The sequence below is a fragment of the Amycolatopsis mongoliensis genome (assembly GCF_030285665.1).
Lineage (GTDB): Bacteria > Actinomycetota > Actinomycetes > Mycobacteriales > Pseudonocardiaceae > Amycolatopsis > Amycolatopsis mongoliensis.
In genome coordinates, this window is sequence record NZ_CP127295.1 from 2,808,122 (window position 1) to 2,823,291 (window position 15,170).

Annotated in this window: 19 protein-coding genes and 1 tRNA gene; 12 read left to right on the forward strand and 8 right to left on the reverse strand. The window is 70.9% G+C overall.

Features of this window, described 5'->3' with window-relative positions; genetic code table 11:
- Positions 1-32: 32 nt before the first annotated feature.
- The 5 genes from QRX60_RS13670 to QRX60_RS13690 all read left to right on the forward strand — a co-directional run bounded on the left by QRX60_RS13670 (position 33) and on the right by QRX60_RS13690 (position 5,017).
- The gene (locus tag QRX60_RS13670) at positions 33-1,259 is read left to right on the forward strand and encodes an extracellular solute-binding protein (protein ID WP_286001156.1); all 1,227 of its coding nucleotides are present in this window, start codon (positions 33-35) and stop codon (positions 1,257-1,259) included.
- Positions 1,256-2,299, forward strand: coding sequence for an ABC transporter ATP-binding protein (locus QRX60_RS13675; RefSeq protein WP_286001157.1), 1,044 nt, complete (start codon positions 1,256-1,258; stop codon positions 2,297-2,299). Before QRX60_RS13670 ends, QRX60_RS13675 begins: the two co-directional genes overlap by 4 nt.
- A gap of 49 nt (positions 2,300-2,348) precedes the next feature.
- Positions 2,349-3,242: an ABC transporter permease gene (locus QRX60_RS13680; RefSeq protein ID WP_286001158.1), complete on the forward strand. Its 894-nt coding sequence runs from the start codon at positions 2,349-2,351 to the stop codon at positions 3,240-3,242.
- Complete coding sequence (locus QRX60_RS13685; protein WP_286001159.1) at positions 3,239-4,066, forward strand: ABC transporter permease; 828 nt, start codon at positions 3,239-3,241, stop codon at positions 4,064-4,066. The genes QRX60_RS13680 and QRX60_RS13685 overlap by 4 nt, the downstream gene beginning before the upstream one ends.
- Before the next feature lie 111 nt (positions 4,067-4,177).
- Entirely contained in the window at positions 4,178-5,017 is an 840-nt protein-coding gene (locus tag QRX60_RS13690) for a MerR family transcriptional regulator (protein WP_286001160.1), read from the forward strand.
- Here the strand turns inward: QRX60_RS13690 and thrS are convergent.
- From thrS to QRX60_RS13705, 3 genes are all read right to left on the reverse strand, one after another.
- Positions 5,007-6,212, reverse strand: coding sequence for a threonine--tRNA ligase (thrS, locus tag QRX60_RS13695; RefSeq protein ID WP_286001161.1), 1,206 nt, complete (start codon positions 6,210-6,212; stop codon positions 5,007-5,009). The two genes, QRX60_RS13690 and thrS, sit on opposite strands and share 11 nt — an antisense overlap.
- A gap of 132 nt (positions 6,213-6,344) precedes the next feature.
- A complete protein-coding gene (locus QRX60_RS13700) occupies positions 6,345-6,812 on the reverse strand; it encodes a heme-degrading domain-containing protein (protein WP_286001162.1) in 468 nt (155 codons plus the stop codon).
- 25 nt (positions 6,813-6,837) lie between these two features.
- Positions 6,838-7,215 (reverse strand): VOC family protein, encoded by a 378-nt coding sequence (locus tag QRX60_RS13705; RefSeq protein ID WP_286001163.1) that lies wholly within the window; start codon positions 7,213-7,215, stop codon positions 6,838-6,840.
- 69 nt (positions 7,216-7,284) lie between these two features.
- On the opposite strand from QRX60_RS13705, the gene QRX60_RS13710 reads away from it, so the two are divergent.
- Positions 7,285-9,231 carry a phosphocholine-specific phospholipase C gene (locus QRX60_RS13710; RefSeq protein WP_286001164.1) on the forward strand — a complete coding sequence of 649 codons (1,947 nt, stop codon included), beginning with the start codon at positions 7,285-7,287 and terminating at the stop codon, positions 9,229-9,231.
- Here the strand turns inward: QRX60_RS13710 and QRX60_RS13715 are convergent.
- The gene (locus tag QRX60_RS13715) at positions 9,228-10,457 is read right to left on the reverse strand and encodes a M20 metallopeptidase family protein (RefSeq protein ID WP_286001165.1); all 1,230 of its coding nucleotides are present in this window, start codon (positions 10,455-10,457) and stop codon (positions 9,228-9,230) included. The genes QRX60_RS13710 and QRX60_RS13715 overlap by 4 nt on opposite strands.
- A 77-nt stretch (positions 10,458-10,534) precedes the next feature.
- Between QRX60_RS13715 and QRX60_RS13720 the strand changes: the two genes are divergently transcribed.
- From QRX60_RS13720 to QRX60_RS13740, 5 genes are all read left to right on the forward strand, one after another.
- Positions 10,535-11,017: a tRNA adenosine deaminase-associated protein gene (locus QRX60_RS13720; RefSeq protein WP_286001166.1), complete on the forward strand. Its 483-nt coding sequence runs from the start codon at positions 10,535-10,537 to the stop codon at positions 11,015-11,017.
- Positions 11,018-11,040: 23 nt separating this feature from the next.
- Positions 11,041-11,469 (forward strand): nucleoside deaminase, encoded by a 429-nt coding sequence (locus QRX60_RS13725; RefSeq protein ID WP_286001167.1) that lies wholly within the window; start codon positions 11,041-11,043, stop codon positions 11,467-11,469.
- A gap of 32 nt (positions 11,470-11,501) precedes the next feature.
- The gene (locus tag QRX60_RS13730; RefSeq protein WP_286001168.1) at positions 11,502-11,717 is read left to right on the forward strand and encodes a CsbD family protein; all 216 of its coding nucleotides are present in this window, start codon (positions 11,502-11,504) and stop codon (positions 11,715-11,717) included.
- A gap of 33 nt (positions 11,718-11,750) precedes the next feature.
- A tRNA-Ser gene (locus QRX60_RS13735) sits at positions 11,751-11,838 on the forward strand.
- Between the two features lie 82 nt (positions 11,839-11,920).
- On the forward strand, positions 11,921-12,565 hold the full coding sequence (locus tag QRX60_RS13740; RefSeq protein WP_286001169.1) for a class I SAM-dependent DNA methyltransferase: 645 nt from the start codon (positions 11,921-11,923) through the stop codon (positions 12,563-12,565).
- A gap of 14 nt (positions 12,566-12,579) precedes the next feature.
- Here QRX60_RS13740 and QRX60_RS13745 read toward each other — a convergent pair whose 3' ends face one another.
- Entirely contained in the window at positions 12,580-13,080 is a 501-nt protein-coding gene (locus QRX60_RS13745; RefSeq protein WP_286001170.1) for a GNAT family N-acetyltransferase, read from the reverse strand.
- Between the two features lie 142 nt (positions 13,081-13,222).
- Between QRX60_RS13745 and QRX60_RS13750 the strand changes: the two genes are divergently transcribed.
- The gene (locus QRX60_RS13750) at positions 13,223-13,993 is read left to right on the forward strand and encodes an SDR family oxidoreductase (protein ID WP_286001171.1); all 771 of its coding nucleotides are present in this window, start codon (positions 13,223-13,225) and stop codon (positions 13,991-13,993) included.
- Here QRX60_RS13750 and QRX60_RS13755 read toward each other — a convergent pair.
- The 3 genes from QRX60_RS13755 to QRX60_RS13765 are packed head-to-tail and all read right to left on the reverse strand — an operon-like array spanning position 13,986 to position 15,149.
- Complete coding sequence (locus QRX60_RS13755; RefSeq protein ID WP_286001172.1) at positions 13,986-14,558, reverse strand: hypothetical protein; 573 nt, start codon at positions 14,556-14,558, stop codon at positions 13,986-13,988. The two genes, QRX60_RS13750 and QRX60_RS13755, sit on opposite strands and share 8 nt — an antisense overlap.
- The gene (locus tag QRX60_RS13760; RefSeq protein WP_286001173.1) at positions 14,555-14,923 is read right to left on the reverse strand and encodes a hypothetical protein; all 369 of its coding nucleotides are present in this window, start codon (positions 14,921-14,923) and stop codon (positions 14,555-14,557) included. The genes QRX60_RS13755 and QRX60_RS13760 overlap by 4 nt, the downstream gene beginning before the upstream one ends.
- 49 nt (positions 14,924-14,972) lie before the next feature.
- On the reverse strand, positions 14,973-15,149 hold the full coding sequence (locus QRX60_RS13765; protein ID WP_286001174.1) for a hypothetical protein: 177 nt from the start codon (positions 15,147-15,149) through the stop codon (positions 14,973-14,975).
- Positions 15,150-15,170: the final 21 nt, after the last annotated feature.

The window sequence follows — 15,170 nt, forward strand, 5'->3', positions numbered from 1 at the left end:
ATACAACATTATCACGGACCCAGGGAGCAGCCATGCAGCGTCGCACCGGCTTCCGATTCCGACGAGTGCTCCTGGCGGCCGGCCTCGCCGCCGGACTGGCGGCCTGTGGCGCGCCCGGCGGCGACGGCGGTCAGGCGGCGGATCCCCAGGCCGTCCCCGACAAGCCGAGCAAGCCCGTCGACCTGAACATCCTCGACGTCGCGGGCAACCTGCAGCTCACCAAGCAGATGATCGAGAACTTCAAGGCCGCACACCCGGAAGTGCTCTCGAAGGTCACGTACTCGACGGCGCCCGCGCCGAGCATGGCGGGCAAGCTGAAAGCCGAACAGGACGGCGGCGTCGCCCAGACGCACCTGGTTCTCAGCGGCACGGACGGCCTGTCCGCCGGCATCGCGAACGGCACCCTGACGAAGGTCCTCCCGGACTTTTCGAGCCGGTTCCCGAACCTGATGCAGAACTACCTCGAGCCCGCGGCCAAGATGCAGGAGCTGGCCAACGGCTACGGCGTCGAGGTCGTCTACTACCCGTCCGGCCCGCTGCTGGAGTTCAACCCGGGAGCGGTGCCGGCGGCGCCGACGTCCCCGCAGGAGCTGCTCGACTGGGCCAAGGCGCACCCGGAGAAGTTCCAGTACGCACAGCCGTCGAACTCCGGCCCGGGCCGGACGTTCCTGATGGGCCTGCCGTACCTGCTCGGCGACAAGGACCCGAAGGACCCGGACAAGGGCTGGGACAAGACCTGGGCGTTCCTGCAGGAGCTGGGCAAGTACGTGAAGTACTACCCGTCCGGCACCACCGAGACGATGAAGAACCTCGCGTCCGGTGCGGTGGACATGGTCATGTCGACGACCGGCTGGGACATCAACCCGCGCAAGCTCGGCACGGTGCCCAACACGGTGAAGACCGCGATCATGCAGCCGATGCACTGGGTCACCGACGCCCAGTACGCCCTGATCCCCAAGGGCCTCTCGCCCGACCAGGAGTCGGCGATCCTGCAGCTGGTCGCGTGGATGCTGAAGCCGGACCAGCAGGCGATCGCCTACGACGACGGCTACTTCTACCCCGGCCCGGCGGTCAAGGACGTCACGCTGCAGATGGCGCCGCAGAAGAGCCAGGACACGATCAAGCAGTTCGGGCGCCCGGAGTACGAGCAGTGGATCGCGCAGTACCCCAAGGAGACCTCGCTGCCGGCCGAGCAGCAGGTCAAGGCGTTCGACAAGTGGAACCAGCTGGTCGGCGGCTCGAAGGTCGGCAAGAAGTGACGTTCGAGCAGCTCCGGCTGGACGGCGTGTCCCGGAGCTTCGGCACCGCGAACGCCCTGAGCGGCCTCGACCTCGCCATCGCGCGCGGCGAGTTCGTGGCCCTGCTCGGCCCGTCCGGCTGCGGCAAGTCGACCGCGCTGAACTGCCTGGCCGGCCTGCTGCCCCTGACCGGCGGCAGCATCTGGCTCGACGACGCCCGCATCGACGGGCAGCCCCCGGAGCAGCGCGGGTTCGGGATGGTCTTCCAGAACTACGCGCTGTTCCCGCACATGACGGTCCGCGCCAACGTCGGCTTCGGCCTCAAGATGCGCAAGGTCGCCCGCGCCGACGCCCGCCGGCGGGTCGACGAGGCGTTGCGTCTGGTGCAGCTCACCGACCACGCGGCGAAGTTCCCCGCGCAGCTCTCCGGCGGGCAGCAGCAGCGCGTCGCCATCGCCCGGGCCGTGGTGCTGGAGCCCCCGGTCGTCCTGATGGACGAGCCGCTGTCCAACCTGGACGCCAAGCTCCGCCTCGAGATGCGGATGGAGATCCGCCGCCTCCACCAGACGCTCGGCTTGACCACGGTCTACGTCACCCACGACCAGGAGGAAGCCCTGTCCCTGGCCGACCGCCTGGTGGTCCTGCGCGACGGCGAGGTGCAGCAGATCGGCACCCCCGAGGAGGTCTACGCCCAGCCGGTGAACAGCTACGTCGCGTCGTTCATGGGCTACCGCAACCTCCTGGACGTGACGGTCACCGGAGCCGCCGGTTCCTCGGTCACCGTGGAAGGCGCGGGAGCCCGGCTGACGGGCCGCGGCTCACTCGCGGAGGGCCCGGCGAAGGTCGCGATCCGCCCCGAGGACTTCGTGGTCGGCGACGGCGCGGAGAACGCCCTCGACGTGACGGTCGAGATCGTCGAATACCACGGCCGCGAGCTGTCGGTCTCGGCTCGGCTGGCGAGCGGGGTGCCGGTCTACTTCCGGACCGACAAGCGCCTCGCCCCCGGCGACACGGCGCAGATCGGCGTGCCGGCCGAGCGGGTCCTGGTGTTCGAGCCATGACCGCCGCGACGATGGGCGTCCCGCCCGAACCCGTTCCGGTGGCCGCGTCATGACCGCCGTCGCGAGTGCTCGCCCGGCCCTGCGCCACCGCCTGGCCGAGCGCGGCATCGACCGCACCCTGCTCCTGCTCGTGCCCGGCCTGCTGGTCACCGCCTGCCTGTTCCTCTACCCCTTCCTCTACGGCCTCCAGTTGTCCTTCGCCCCACGCCGGGGCGGCGTCTTCGCCAACTACGCGCGCTTCTTCGGCGACCCCTACCTCCGCGACACCATCTGGACGACGCTCGGCATCGCGCTGCCCGCGACGTTCATCAACGTGCTCGCCAGCATCCCGATCGCGTACGTGATGCGCGGCCGCGTCCGCGGCAAGCGCCTCCTGACGACGATCCTCGTCGTGCCGATCACGCTCGGCACGGTGCTCACCGCGCAGGGCCTGATCATGTACGGCGGGCCGGCGGGCTGGCTGAACAAGGTGCTCACCGTCCTCGGCATCACCGACGAACCGCTCCCGCTGATCCACAACTACACCGGCGTGCTGCTCTCCCTGGTGATCACCGGCTTCCCGTTCTCCTTCCTGCTGACGTTGTCCTATCTCTCGGGCATCGACCCCTCCTTGGAGAAGGCGGCCGCGACCCTCGGCGCGAACTGGGCCCAGCGCTTCCGGCGCATCACACTGCCTCTGCTGGCCCCCGGCCTGGCGATCACCTTCTGCCTCTCGTTCGTGATGGCGTTCTCGGTCTTCCCCTCGGCGCAGCTCGTCGGCGACCCCGCGAACGAGACCCGCGTCATCTCGATCGCGGCCTACCACGCCGCGTTCGAGGAGTACGACTACTCGATGGGCTCGGCCGTCGCGATGCTCATGGCGGTGGTCATGCTGATCGTGATCGGCCTGGTCATGGCGTGGCGCGGCACGCTGTACCGCGGAGCGACCGGAGGCAAGGGATGACCGGTTGGGTCGCGCGTCCCGGACGTTGGGTCGTCTGGGCCATCGTCGTGTTCTTCTTCGTCAACCTCGCCGGTGTGGTGCTCTCGGTGGTCGTCGACTCGTTCGGCAAGCAGTGGTTCGGCACCTGGCTCCCGGACGGCTTCACCACCCACTGGTACGCCGACGCCTGGCGTGAGTTCGGCCTGTCCGACGTCCTCCTCGCCACGGCGATCGTCGCGCTGGTGGTGATCGCCGTGTCGGTGGCGGTCGGCGTCCCGGCCGCCTACGCGCTGGCCCGCCGCTCGTTCCCCGGCAAGCGCCTGGTGATGCTGCTGTTCGTGCTGCCGATCCTGATCCCTCCCATCACCTACGGCATCCCGCTGGCCACCGTGCTCTACAAGTTCCACCTGGCCGGCACGATCACCGGCGTCATCCTGGCGAACCTGGTGCCCTCGGTGCCGTTCGTCGTGCTGACCATGACGCCGTTCATCGAGCAGATCGACCCGAAGATCGAAGCCGCCGCGCGCATGTCCGGCGCACGCACGATCTCGGTGTTCACCCGGATCCTGGGCCCGCTGCTGCTGCCGGGGATCCTGGCCGCCTCGATCCTCGTGCTGGTCCGGACGGTCGGCATGTTCGAGCTGACGTTCCTCACCGCCGGCCCGGACTCGACGACCCTCGTCGTGGCGCTCTACAACTCCGTGTTCGCCGCGGGCATCCGGGCCAACCAGTCGGTCGACGCCATGGCGACCATCTACACCGCTTCCATGCTCGTGCTCCTTCTCGTCGCGCTGCGGTTCGTGAACCCGACCCAGCTGGTCACCCGGATCCGGGAGGAGACCTAGTCCGTTCGCTCACGTGATCGACTTTACCGCGCGAAGTCGAACAGGTGATCGACACGATCGGGCGAACCTGACCCTTGCGCCTCCCCCGAGGGGAGGTGCCACGCTGGCGGCATGCGGTACTCGATCGGCGAGCTGGCGCGCCGGACCGGCCTGACGGTCAAGGCCGTCCGGTTCTACTCCGACCGCGGTCTCCTGCCGCCGTCCGGGCGCAACGCCGCAGGTCAACGCCGTTACGACGACGCCGCACGCAGCCGGCTCGACCTCATCCGCACCCTCCGGGACCTCGGCGTCGGCCTCGCCACGATCCGGCGGGTCGTCGACGGCGAAGCGACCGTCGCCGACGTCGCGGCGCAGCACGCCGAGGCCCTGGAGGTGCAGATCCGCGTGCTGCGTGTGCGCCAAGCGGTGCTGACGGCCGTGGCGAAACGCAGTTCGACCCCGGAGGAGACGACCATCGTGCACGAACTGGCCCGGCTGTCCGAAGAGGAACGACGTCGCCTGGTGGCCGGCTTCCTCGCCGACGCCCTGGGTGGCCGGCCCGACCTCGCGGGCATCGCGCGCACCCTGACCCCCGAACTGCCGGAGGACGCGAGCCCCGAGCAGCTCGAAGCCTGGATCGAGCTGGCCGAACTGGTGCAGGACGAAGAGTTCCGCGCGATCCTGCGTCGGCTCGCGGAGCAGCACGAAGGCGGCTTGCGCCGCGACCTCGCCGCCGAGGTGCGCGACGCCGTCACACCGGCCCTCGAAGCCGGAATCGCCCCGGACTCGCCGGCGGCCGGGGCGATCGTCGACGGTCTCGGCCGCGATCCCGCTCGGCTGCGGGAATGGCTGGCCCTCGTCGACGATCCCCGGCGTGAGCGCTACCTGCGGCTGCTCGCGGTGGTCAACGGCTGGGCCGCCCCGGAAAGCCTGGCGCCGGCGTTCGGCTGGCTGGCCGCGGCTACGGCTTGACCTCCGCCCTGATCTCCGCCAGTGCCTCGTCGACCGGCTGCGCGTCGACCCGGCGTCCGTCGCGCAGCCGCAGGGAAAGCTGCCCCGCGGCGACTTCCTGCGGGCCGAGCACGGCCTGGTACGGCACCAGCCGCCCGTCCCGGATCCGCGCACCGAGGCTGCCTTCCTGCGCGATCTCGACGCGCAGGTCGTCGCATCGGTCCAGGATCCCCTGTGCATAGGGCAATTCGGCCGAGGACAACGGCAACAGCTGCAGCTGCACCGGCGCCAGCCAGGCCGGGAACGCACCGCCGTGGACCTCGACGAGCTGCGCCACCGCGCGTTCGACGCTGCCGATGATGCTGCGGTGCACCATGGCCGGCCGGTGCTTCGCCGCGTCCGCGCCGACGTACTCGAGGCCGAACTGCTCGGGCTGGTGGAAATCGATCTGCACGGTGGAAAGGGTCGATTCGCGGCCCGCGCTGTCGACGATCTGGACGTCGATCTTCGGCCCGTAGAACGCCGCCTCGCCCTCCACGGCGTCGTAGGGGAGCCCGTCGAGGACCGAACGCAGGATGCCGACGGCGCGGTCCCAGTCGCCGTCGACGTACTTCCCGCCGGGGCCGGGAAGCGAAAGCCGGTAGCGCGCCGGGCTGATGCCGAGCGCGTCGTAAGCCCGCCGGATCATGGCCAGCGCCGCGGCTGCCTCGGCTTCGACCTGCTCGGGGGTGCAGAAGATGTGCGCGTCGTTGAGCTGGATCGCGCGCACCCGGCTCAGCCCGCCGAGCACGCCGGAGAGCTCGCTGCGGTACATCCCGCCGATCTCGGCGATGCGTAGCGGGAGTTCGCGGTAGCTGTGGCCGCGTGCCCGGTAGATCAGCGCGTGGTGCGGGCAGAGGCTCGGCCGCAGCACGAGCTGCTCACCGCCGACGTCCATGGGCGGGTACATGTCGTCGCGGTAGTGCGACCAGTGCCCGGAGATCTCGTACAGCTCCCGTTTGCCGAGCACCGGCGAGTGGACGTGCCGGTACCCCGCGCGCCGTTCGAGGCCGCGGACGTACTCCTCGAGGCTGTGGCGGATGATCGCGCCGTCGGGCAGCCAGTAGGGCAGGCCGGCGCCGATGAGCGGGTCGGTGTCGAACAGGCCGAGCTCGCGGCCGAGCTTGCGGTGGTCGGGCATCGTGGACTCCTCGTGGACGACGAGGTGGCCGACCACAAGACGAAAAGCCCGGGGCGACCGCCCCGGGCTTTTCGTGAGAATGCTTCAGCGCGCCGGGACACTTTCCGGCGTCGTCGTGTTCGCTGCGCGCTTCATGTCTTCAACGGTAGTCAGGCCCGCCAGCCGTTTTCAGGAAGCCAGGAACAGCTCGAGCTGCTCGACGACGAAAGCGTGGTCCTCGGCCTGCGGAAGCCCGGACACGCCGACCGTGCCGACCGGGCCGACCCCGCGGACGATCACCGGGAACACGCCGCCGTGGGCCGCGTACTCGTCCGGGTCCAGGCGCGAGTCCTCTTCGAACGAGCCGCCCTTCGCGCGGAACTGCGTGCCGACCAGGAAGGAGCTGTGGCCGTAGCGGTCCACGACGCGGCTCTTGCGGTCGATCCACGCGTCGTTGTCGGCCGATGTGCCCGGCAGGGCGGCGTGGAAGAGCCGCTGGCCGTTGCGGCGGACCGAGATCGTCACCGGCAGCCCGCGCTTCCGCGCCGCGGCCAGCAGCCGGTCGCCGAGGGCCAGGGCCGTCTCGTTGTCGAACTTCGTGAACTGGAGGCGTTCTTCCTGGTCAGCGAGCTGGGCGAGGCGATCGTCGTCGGTCATCCGCCTATTAAATCAACACTGTTGTTTAATTGCCAGTGAACTCGGTCAGGGACAGCACGTTGCCGTCCGGATCGCGGAACCAGGCGATCCGCCCGCCGGGCGTGGTCCAGATTTTGTCGGTGTCCTGTGGCAGCGTGTCGAACGTGAGGAACTCCACGCCACGGCCCCGCAGCCCGGCCACCGCCGCCCGGATGTCGGCGACCGCCCAGCCGAGCACCGTGAACGGCTGCGGCGTGAACTCGGCGACGGCGGTGACGCGGAGCATGGTCGCGCCACTGCGGAACACGCACGCGAAGGGGGTCTGCTCGATGAACTCGAGCCCGGCGACATCCGTGTAGAAGACGCGGGAGCGCTCCAGGTCGGTCGACGGTGCGAAGGCGACCAGATCCGCTGAACCGAGCATGGGTACCACCTCTCTCGGCGGAGAACGTACCCCTCGCCAGGCCGCGGACGTGGGGATGAGGAGGCAGGTATGGGCCGGATCCGGCGGCGCACGGTGCTCGGCGGCGCGGCCGCGGCCACCGTCGCCGGCTCGCTGGCGGCCGCGTGCGCCGCTCCGGCACGGAAGGGGACGATCGACGACGTCCGCCACGTCGTCGTGCTGATGCAGGAGAACCGGTCGTTCGACCACTACTACGGCACGATGGCCGGCGTGCGCGGCTTCGGTGACCGCGCGGCGCTGCGGGACGTCTTCCGCCAGCGCGGCAAAGGGGCGCCGGTGCTGCCGTTCCGGATCGACACGTCCGTTGTGGACGGCCAGGACCTCGGCGAGCTGCCGCACGACTGGAACAGCACGCACCGCGCGTGGAACGGCGGCGCGTACGACGCCTGGGTCGCCGCGAAGAGCCCGATGACGATGGGGTACTTCACCCGCGACGACATCCCGTTCCAGCGCGCGCTGGCCGGTGCCTTCACGCTGTGCGACCACTACTTCTGCTCGATCCAGGGCCCGACGCAGCCGAACCGGCTGTTCCACTGGACCGGCACGATCGACCCGGACGGCGTCGCCGGCGGCCCGGTCACGCACAACTTCCCGGACTACGAGCCGTCGTTCCGCTGGACCACCTATCCGGAGCGCCTCGAGTCCGCCGGGATCACGTGGCGGATCTACGCGAACGACGAGGAGCGCGGCGTCCCCGAGCACTTCGTCGGCGACTACGGCGACAACCCGCTGTGGCTGTTCCGGAACTTCCACGACGCGCTGTACTCGATGGACCCGGTGAAGCGCCGGCTGGCCGAGCGCGCGAACCTGCGCACGAAGCTCCTGCCGGATTCGGGCAAGGGCAAGGACCTCGACCACGTGCTGGCCGAGTTCCTCGCCGACTGCGCGGCCGGGACGCTGCCCGCGGTGTCGTGGGTCGTGGCCCCGTACGGCTACTGCGAGCACCCCGCCGCCCGGCCGGTCGACGGCGCCGCCTACCTCCAGCGGATGCTGAAAGCGTTGTGGGACAAGCCGGAACTGTGGGAATCGACCGTCGTCTTCATCAACTACGACGAAAACGACGGCTTCTTCGACCACGTCGTCCCGCCGACGCCGCCACCCGGGACCCCGGGCGAGTACCTGCCGGGCAACCGCCCGGAGAAGGGCGGTGCGTCCGGCGCTCCGATGCCGATCGGGCTGGGGCCGCGCGTGCCGATGACCGTCGTCTCGCCGTGGAGCCGCGGTGGCTGGGTGAACTCGCAGGTCTTCGACCACACGTCGGTGCTGCGCTTCCTCGAGACGTGGACCGGGGTGCGCGAGCCGAACATCTCGGCCTGGCGCCGCGCCATCTGCGGCGATCTGACCAGCTGTTTCGACTTCCGCGCGCACGACACGACGATCCCGCTGCTGCCGGACGCGGACGCGTTGCGCGCCGAAGCCGACCGGACACAGTCCCGGCTGCCGAAGCCCGGGCTGGGGCCGGGTGCCCTGGTGCAGGATCCCGGCACGGCGAAGGCGCGCCCGCTGCCGTACCAGCCGGTCGCCTGGGCCACGGCCGGCCCGGGCGCGCTGGAGCTGCACCTGGCCAACCACGGGACGCAGACGCTGCAGCTGGCCGCGTACGCCTACCACGCGGGCGGAACGTCACAACGCTTCGACGTCGGCCCGAAGAGCGAGCTGACGGGCGAAATCCCGTACGCCGAGTCGTACGACATCGCCATCCACGGCCCGAACGGGTTCGTCGTCGAGGCTTCCGGCAAAGCGGGCCTCGACGCCTCCGTCACGTTCACGTCGGCGCCCGCGCTGCGCGTCACGGTGACCAACAGCGGGCCGGCGCCGGTCGCGCTGAACGGCGTCACGATCGCACCGAAAACCTCGCACGACTTCCCGGTGCCGGCGAAGAACGGCTGGTACGACGTCACGTTCGAGGCGCCGGGGTGGCGTCGCCGCTTCGCCGGGCACCTCGAGGACGGCCGCCCGTCGCGGACCGGGCCCTAACGCAGGGCGTCCAGCGCGAACGCGGCGAGCATCGCGACGCCGCTCGGCATCGCGTCCTCGTCGAAGAGCACGCGGTTGGAGTGGTTCGCGGCCGCCTCGGCGGGGTCGACGCCGGGCGGGCACGCGCCGAGGAACGCGTACGCGCCCTGAACGCGTTGCAGGACGTAGGAAAAGTCCTCGGCGCCCATCAGCGGGTCCGCCATCAGTTCGACGTTCTCCAGGCCGAGCACGGCCTCCCCGAGGGTGAGGACTTCGGCGGCGACGCGGTCGTCGTTGACCGTCACCGGGTAGCCCGGCTCGACGTCGGCGACGACGCGGCAGCCGTACGCCGCGCCGACCTGTTCGCACACCTTCGGCAGCTCGGCGCGGACCAGCGCGCGCGTCTGCTCGGACAGCGTGCGGATCGTGCCCTCCAGCTCGGCGGTCTCCGGGATGATGTTCGTCGTCGTGCCGGCCTGGATCCGCGTCACCGACAGCACCGCGGGGTCGAACACGCTGACCCGGCGCGTGATCATCGTGTGCAGCGCGCCGACCATCGCCGCGGCCGCCGGCACCGGGTCGATCGTGTGCTGCGGCGCCGAGCCGTGGCCGCCCTTGCCGGTCACGAGCACCGAGAACGAGTCCGCCGATGCCATCTGCGGGCCCGGCCGGATCGACAGCAGCCCGCTGCGGAGGTTGGCGAGGATGTGGATGCCGAACGCGCGCTCGACCCGCGTCCCGGCGGCGTCGAGCACGCCTTCGTGGATCATGAACCGGGCACCGTGGTGCCCCTCCTCGCCCGGCTGGAACATGAACACGACCGACCCGGCCAGCTGGTCCCGGCGCTCGGCGAGCAGCCGCGCCGCCGAGGCCAGCATCGCGACGTGCGTGTCGTGCCCGCACGCGTGCATCGACTCCGCGTCCTCGGAGGCGAAGCCGAGGCCGGTGTCTTCGGTCAGCGGCAGGGCGTCCATGTCGCCGCGCAGCAGCACCGCGGGGCCGGGCCGGGCGCCGCGCAGGACGGCCGTCAGCGACGTCGTGGCCTTGCCTTCGGTGATCTCCAGCGGCAGGCCGGCGAGCGCTTCGCGGATCGCCGCCTGGGTGCGCGGGAGGTGGAGCCCCTGTTCCGGGTGGCGGTGCACGGCGCGCCGGAGCGCGACGGTGCGGTCTTGCAGCGCCCGCGCGTCGTCGAGGAGGCTGGCGAACGGCGTACCGGGCAGGGTGGGCAGGTCAGTGGGGCCGGTCATGGTCCCGATAGTGCCCCATGCGGCGCTTCGGGCGCACCGTGCGTGCGTTCGGTCGAGCAGCGGAATACGGTGTGCGCATGGCGGTGGATGAGCCGGTCACGGGCTTCGCGGTAGCCGTGGTCCGGGAAGACGGTCGGTGGCGGTGCAGTGCGCTCGACCCGGGGGCGCTGACCGAGCTGGACGCAGCGATCACTGAACTGGGCAAACTACGTTCCACCGGTGCGTCCTTCGGGCTGCTGGCGGTCGACGACGAGTTCTTCGTCATCGTCCGGCCGAGCCCGCGAGGCCCGTCGTTGCTGCTCTCGGACGCGGCGGCGGCACTGGACTACGACATCGCGGCGGACGTCCTCGACGTCCTGCGCGTCGATCCACCGGACGAGGAGGACGACTCCGTCTGGCCCGAGGGCGACCTGTCGATCCTCGAGGATCTCGGGCTGCCCGGGCCGGAGCTGGAGGTCATCGTCGGCGAGGTCGACCTGTACCCGGACGAGCAGCTGCAGATGGTCGCGCAGCGGTGCGGGTTCGGCGGCGAGTTCGCCAAGCTCCTGGACGAGCTCTGAGACGGCCGTCCGACACCGAAGCCGTGGAGGCGGCGCTGGAAGCGGCGCGCGCCCCCGGCTCGGACGTGCCGATCGGCGCGGTGGTCTTCGCCCCCGACGGCAAGCCCCTGGCGGCGGCGCGCAACGCGCGTGTCGAGCTGGGTGACCCGACGGCGCACGCGGAGATCCTCGCGCTGCGGGCGGCGGCGGGCGTGGTGGGCGACGGCTGGCGCCTGGAGGGCTGCACGCTGGCGGTGACGCTGGAGCCGTGCACGATGTGCGCCGGAGCCCTGGTGCTGGCCCGGATCTCGCGGCTGGTGTTCGGAGCGTGGGAGCCGAAGACGGGCGCGGTGGGTTCGTTGTGGGACGTCGTGCGTGACCGCCGTCTCAACCACCGCCCGGAGGTCCACGGCGGCGTGCTCGCCGAGGAGTGCGCCGGGTTGCTGGAGACGTACTTCGCCACGCGACGCTGATTCGGCTCGCCGTCGGCGGGTACCCCTTCGCCATGACTGTGAAGGACAAGATCCAGCAGACAGTGGGCGGCGCGCGTTCGAAGCTCGGCAAGGCGACGGGCAACCGGCGCCTGGAGGCCGCGGGCCGTATGCAGCGCCGCCGCGCCCAGGTCGCCGAGGTGGCCCACGACCTCCGTTCGAAGGCACGTGGTCTGGCCCGAGATATGCAGGTCAGGCGCCGGGCCGACCGCCCCGGCGACCCCTGGTGAGGCACGTGGGCACGCTCCGGTATTGTTCTCGGCGGTGGCGTGTCCGAGCGGCCGAAGGAGCACGACTCGAAATCGTGTGACGGCTAATCCCCGTCCGTGGGTTCAAATCCCACCGCCACCGCTCTCGAACCGCCCGGCGACCCTCATGGGGTTGCCGGGCGTTTTGCTGTGCCGTCTCGGATGTCTCTCGCTAGGGTGCCTCCGTGCAGCAGCCAGCCGATCTCCTGACGGTCCGCGAGTCCTACGACCGGGTCGCCGATGTCTACGTGGAGCTTGGCGTGGGCCGGTTGGAGGAGGTGCCGTGGCTGCGGGCCGCGCTTGCCGCCTTCGCCGAGTCCGTCCGCGGGCTGGGCCCGGTCCTGGACGTCGGCTGCGGCCCCGGCACCGTCACCGCGCACCTGACCGGCTTGGGGCTGGACGCCTCGGGTGTCGACCTGTCGCCGCGCATGGTCGAGCACGCCCAGCGGCTGCACCCCGAATTGCGGTTTTCGGTCGCTTCGGCCACTGAACTCGAGTTGGTTCCGGCGTCGCTCGGTGGCGTGCTCGGCTGGTGGTCGTTGTTCAACCTTCCGCGCGCGGCGCTGCCCGGCGTGCTGCGAACCTTCGCCGAGGCGCTCGTGCCCGGGGGCCAAGCTCTGATCGGCACGCACGTCGGCGACGGCGACGTGCCGCGGACCCAGGGCTACGGCGGTCTGCCGGTGTCCTGGACGACGCACCTGTACCAGCCCGAAGAGCTGGCCGGAATGCTGGCCGACGCCGGTCTCGAGGTGGTCGCCGACCTGAGGATGCCTGCCCGGCTGAAGCAGCGCCCGCAGGTGTTGCTCGCCGCACGGCGCCCGGCGGCCTGATGCCGTGCGGGGTGTCACCCCGGCCACACGCCGAGCCACTGCTTGGCGCCGTACGCCTCGAACCGCTCCACCTCGGTGAAGCCCAGCTTCTCGGCGAGGCGCATCGAGGGTGCGTTGGCGGTCTGGGTGCACAGCGCCACGGGCTTGCCGGGATGCGCGCCGGCGAACCAGCCGAGTGCCGCTGCGCACGCTTCGGCCGCGTACCCGTGCCCCCACGCCTCCGGCAGGAACAGGTAGCCGAGCTCCGTTTCCGCGACGCCGTCGCGCGGATCGAGCGTGATCATCCCGATCATCGCGCCGTCGAGCTCGACCACGAAGAACCCGGGGCGGCGGCCGGGCAGCTCGGGAGTCGTGCGCTCGAGCTCGTCGCGCGGTCGGGAGCCGCCGATGTAGGTGCCCACCTCCGGTGAGGCGAACAGGTCGATGAACGCGGCCCGGTCTCGCGCCTCGGACTCGCGGAGCACGAGGCGTTCGGTCCTGATCGGAGCGGGCGGCCAGGCGGCGGGTCCGGACATGACCGGCAACTTATCGCAGACCCGGCCGGGCAGATGCCCCTTCCACGCCCGCCACAGCCGGCTGATCTCGGCCGCCGCTTGACTTGAAGGGCTCTTGAAGTGTGACCGTGGTCGGCACAGGCTGAGCACCAAGGAGCACACCATGAAGGTCCTCGTCACCGGGGCCACCGGCAACACCGGCCGCCACGTCGTCCGTGGCCTGCTCGACCTCCCCGCGGACGTCCGGGTTCTCGTCCGCGACCCGGCGAAGGCCCCCGGCGGTGTCGAAGTCGTCCAGGGCGACATCACCGATCCGGCCGAGGCCGCCGAAGGGGTTGATGCCGTTTACTTCGTCTGGCCCTTCTACTCCGCCGAAGGTATCGACAAAGCCGTAAAGCCGTTCAAGGACAAGAAGATCGTCTACGTCTCATCGGTGGCCGCGGAAGACGGCGGGTTCTGGGGTGAAGTCGAGGAATCCGTGAAAGCCGTGACCCACGACTGGACTTTCCTCCGCATCACCGGCCTCGCCACCAACACCCTCGGCTGGGTACCGCAAGCGAAAACCGGCAAGGTGCGGGCGCCGTACGGGCAAGCCAAGCGGTCCCTCGTCCACGAAAAGGACGTCGCCGACATGGCTGTCAAAGCTTTCACCGAAAACCACGGCAAGCAGATCTACCTCGTCACCGGTCCCGAAGCCCTCAGTCAGGCCCGGCAAGCGGAAATCATCGGGCAAGCGATGCGAACGCCCGTCCGCTGGGAAGAACAGCCGCTCGACGAAGCAGCAGCGCAGCTGGGCGAGGAATTCGCGAAGAGCGCCCTGCCCTACTGGGCCTCCCTCGTCGACGATCCGGAGCCCGTCTCCCCGGACGTCGCGAAAGTCACCGGGCATCCCGCCCGGCCCTTCGACGACTGGGCGCGGGAACGGTTCAGCTGAGCTCGACCGCCGGTGCCGTCAGCGGCTCCAGCTCCGCCACCAGCGAAGACAGCGAAGCGATCTTCGCGGAAACCGTCCGGACCACCGCCGCGCACGCCGTGCTGACCGTGCTCACCACCTCGGCCGACCGGTCGTCCGCCAGGACCGCCGCGACGGCCGCCGAGGCCGAGTCCGCGAGAGCGCACACCTCCGTGGACGCCGAGACCGCCAGCTCGTCCAGCTGGGCGGCGATCCGGACGCCCACCGCGGCCGTCGTGGCCGCCGCGCGGGCCGCCGCGGCGTACTGACCGTCCACTGTGTCCGCCCAGATGCCGAACGTCTCCGCGCTGCCGCCGGTTTCGGCGTGCTCGACGCCGTTGCGGAACTCCGCGGAAGCCGACTTCACCAGCAAAGCGCCCGCGTCGACCGCCGAAGCGGACGAGCTGATCGACGACGGTGAGCAGTCCAGGTGCCGCAGCGCCGCGACCGGATCCGGGGCGCCGATGCGGCCGGCCGCCGCACGCAGGGGAGCCAGCCGGCCGGCCGCCGCTGTCAACGCCGGGTGTTCGAACACCGGAGACGTCACGGAGCCACCGCGATCCGCCCCCGGAAGCCGGTGCTCCGGGGGCTCTCGGCCGCCATGCGCAGCCGGCCGGCCAGGTCGGACGTCGCGTCGCCGAGGACGCGCGCGTCCGCTTCGCGGGCCGCGAGGGCGGCCGCCCAGCGCGCCGCCAGCTCGCGGGCCTGGGCCGAGATGCCGAACGGCGTCGAATCGACGCGGGCTTCGGCGAACCTCCCCGCCGCCTTGTCGTCGGTGGCCGCGGCCTGGTCGAGCAGGTCCGCGGCAGTGCGCAGCCGGTCAGGCCTCTTCGGGGGGTTCCGGGTGGCGAAGCCCCCGGGGCGAAGCCCGGGTGTGTCACTGTCGATCCGCGAGCCTCTGCCTTCCGGCATGGGGACCTCCGTCGTCAAGGGCGCTCACTCGATCGTGGAAGATCTTGCCTCATGCTCCCGAGCCGCCCGCATCGCGGTGACCAGCGGCGTTGACCGCGTTCCACCAAGTGGACGTCTTGACCGCGGGCCGGACCAAGGTCGACCATGAGCACATGCCCGCCACCTCGGAAAGCACCCCGATCCGGTGGTACGGCCGCGCCTCCGAGCGGTCGGTCGGAGAAGGCACCGTGGAGCTCCTGCTGCGCCG

Coding starts and splice junctions, on each gene's coding strand:
- QRX60_RS13670 (WP_286001156.1), top strand. CDS start 33: ATGCAGCGTCGCACCGGCTTCCGATTCCGACGAGTGCTCCTGGCGGCC.
- QRX60_RS13680 (WP_286001158.1), top strand. CDS start 2,349: ATGACCGCCGTCGCGAGTGCTCGCCCGGCCCTGCGCCACCGCCTGGCC.
- QRX60_RS13685 (WP_286001159.1), top strand. CDS start 3,239: ATGACCGGTTGGGTCGCGCGTCCCGGACGTTGGGTCGTCTGGGCCATC.
- QRX60_RS13690 (WP_286001160.1), top strand. CDS start 4,178: ATGCGGTACTCGATCGGCGAGCTGGCGCGCCGGACCGGCCTGACGGTC.
- QRX60_RS13700 (WP_286001162.1), bottom strand. CDS start 6,812: ATGACCGACGACGATCGCCTCGCCCAGCTCGCTGACCAGGAAGAACGC.
- QRX60_RS13705 (WP_286001163.1), bottom strand. CDS start 7,215: ATGCTCGGTTCAGCGGATCTGGTCGCCTTCGCACCGTCGACCGACCTG.
- QRX60_RS13710 (WP_286001164.1), top strand. CDS start 7,285: ATGGGCCGGATCCGGCGGCGCACGGTGCTCGGCGGCGCGGCCGCGGCC.
- QRX60_RS13715 (WP_286001165.1), bottom strand. CDS start 10,457: ATGACCGGCCCCACTGACCTGCCCACCCTGCCCGGTACGCCGTTCGCC.
- QRX60_RS13720 (WP_286001166.1), top strand. CDS start 10,535: ATGGCGGTGGATGAGCCGGTCACGGGCTTCGCGGTAGCCGTGGTCCGG.
- QRX60_RS13730 (WP_286001168.1), top strand. CDS start 11,502: ATGACTGTGAAGGACAAGATCCAGCAGACAGTGGGCGGCGCGCGTTCG.
- QRX60_RS13745 (WP_286001170.1), bottom strand. CDS start 13,080: ATGTCCGGACCCGCCGCCTGGCCGCCCGCTCCGATCAGGACCGAACGC.
- QRX60_RS13750 (WP_286001171.1), top strand. CDS start 13,223: ATGAAGGTCCTCGTCACCGGGGCCACCGGCAACACCGGCCGCCACGTC.
- QRX60_RS13760 (WP_286001173.1), bottom strand. CDS start 14,923: ATGCCGGAAGGCAGAGGCTCGCGGATCGACAGTGACACACCCGGGCTT.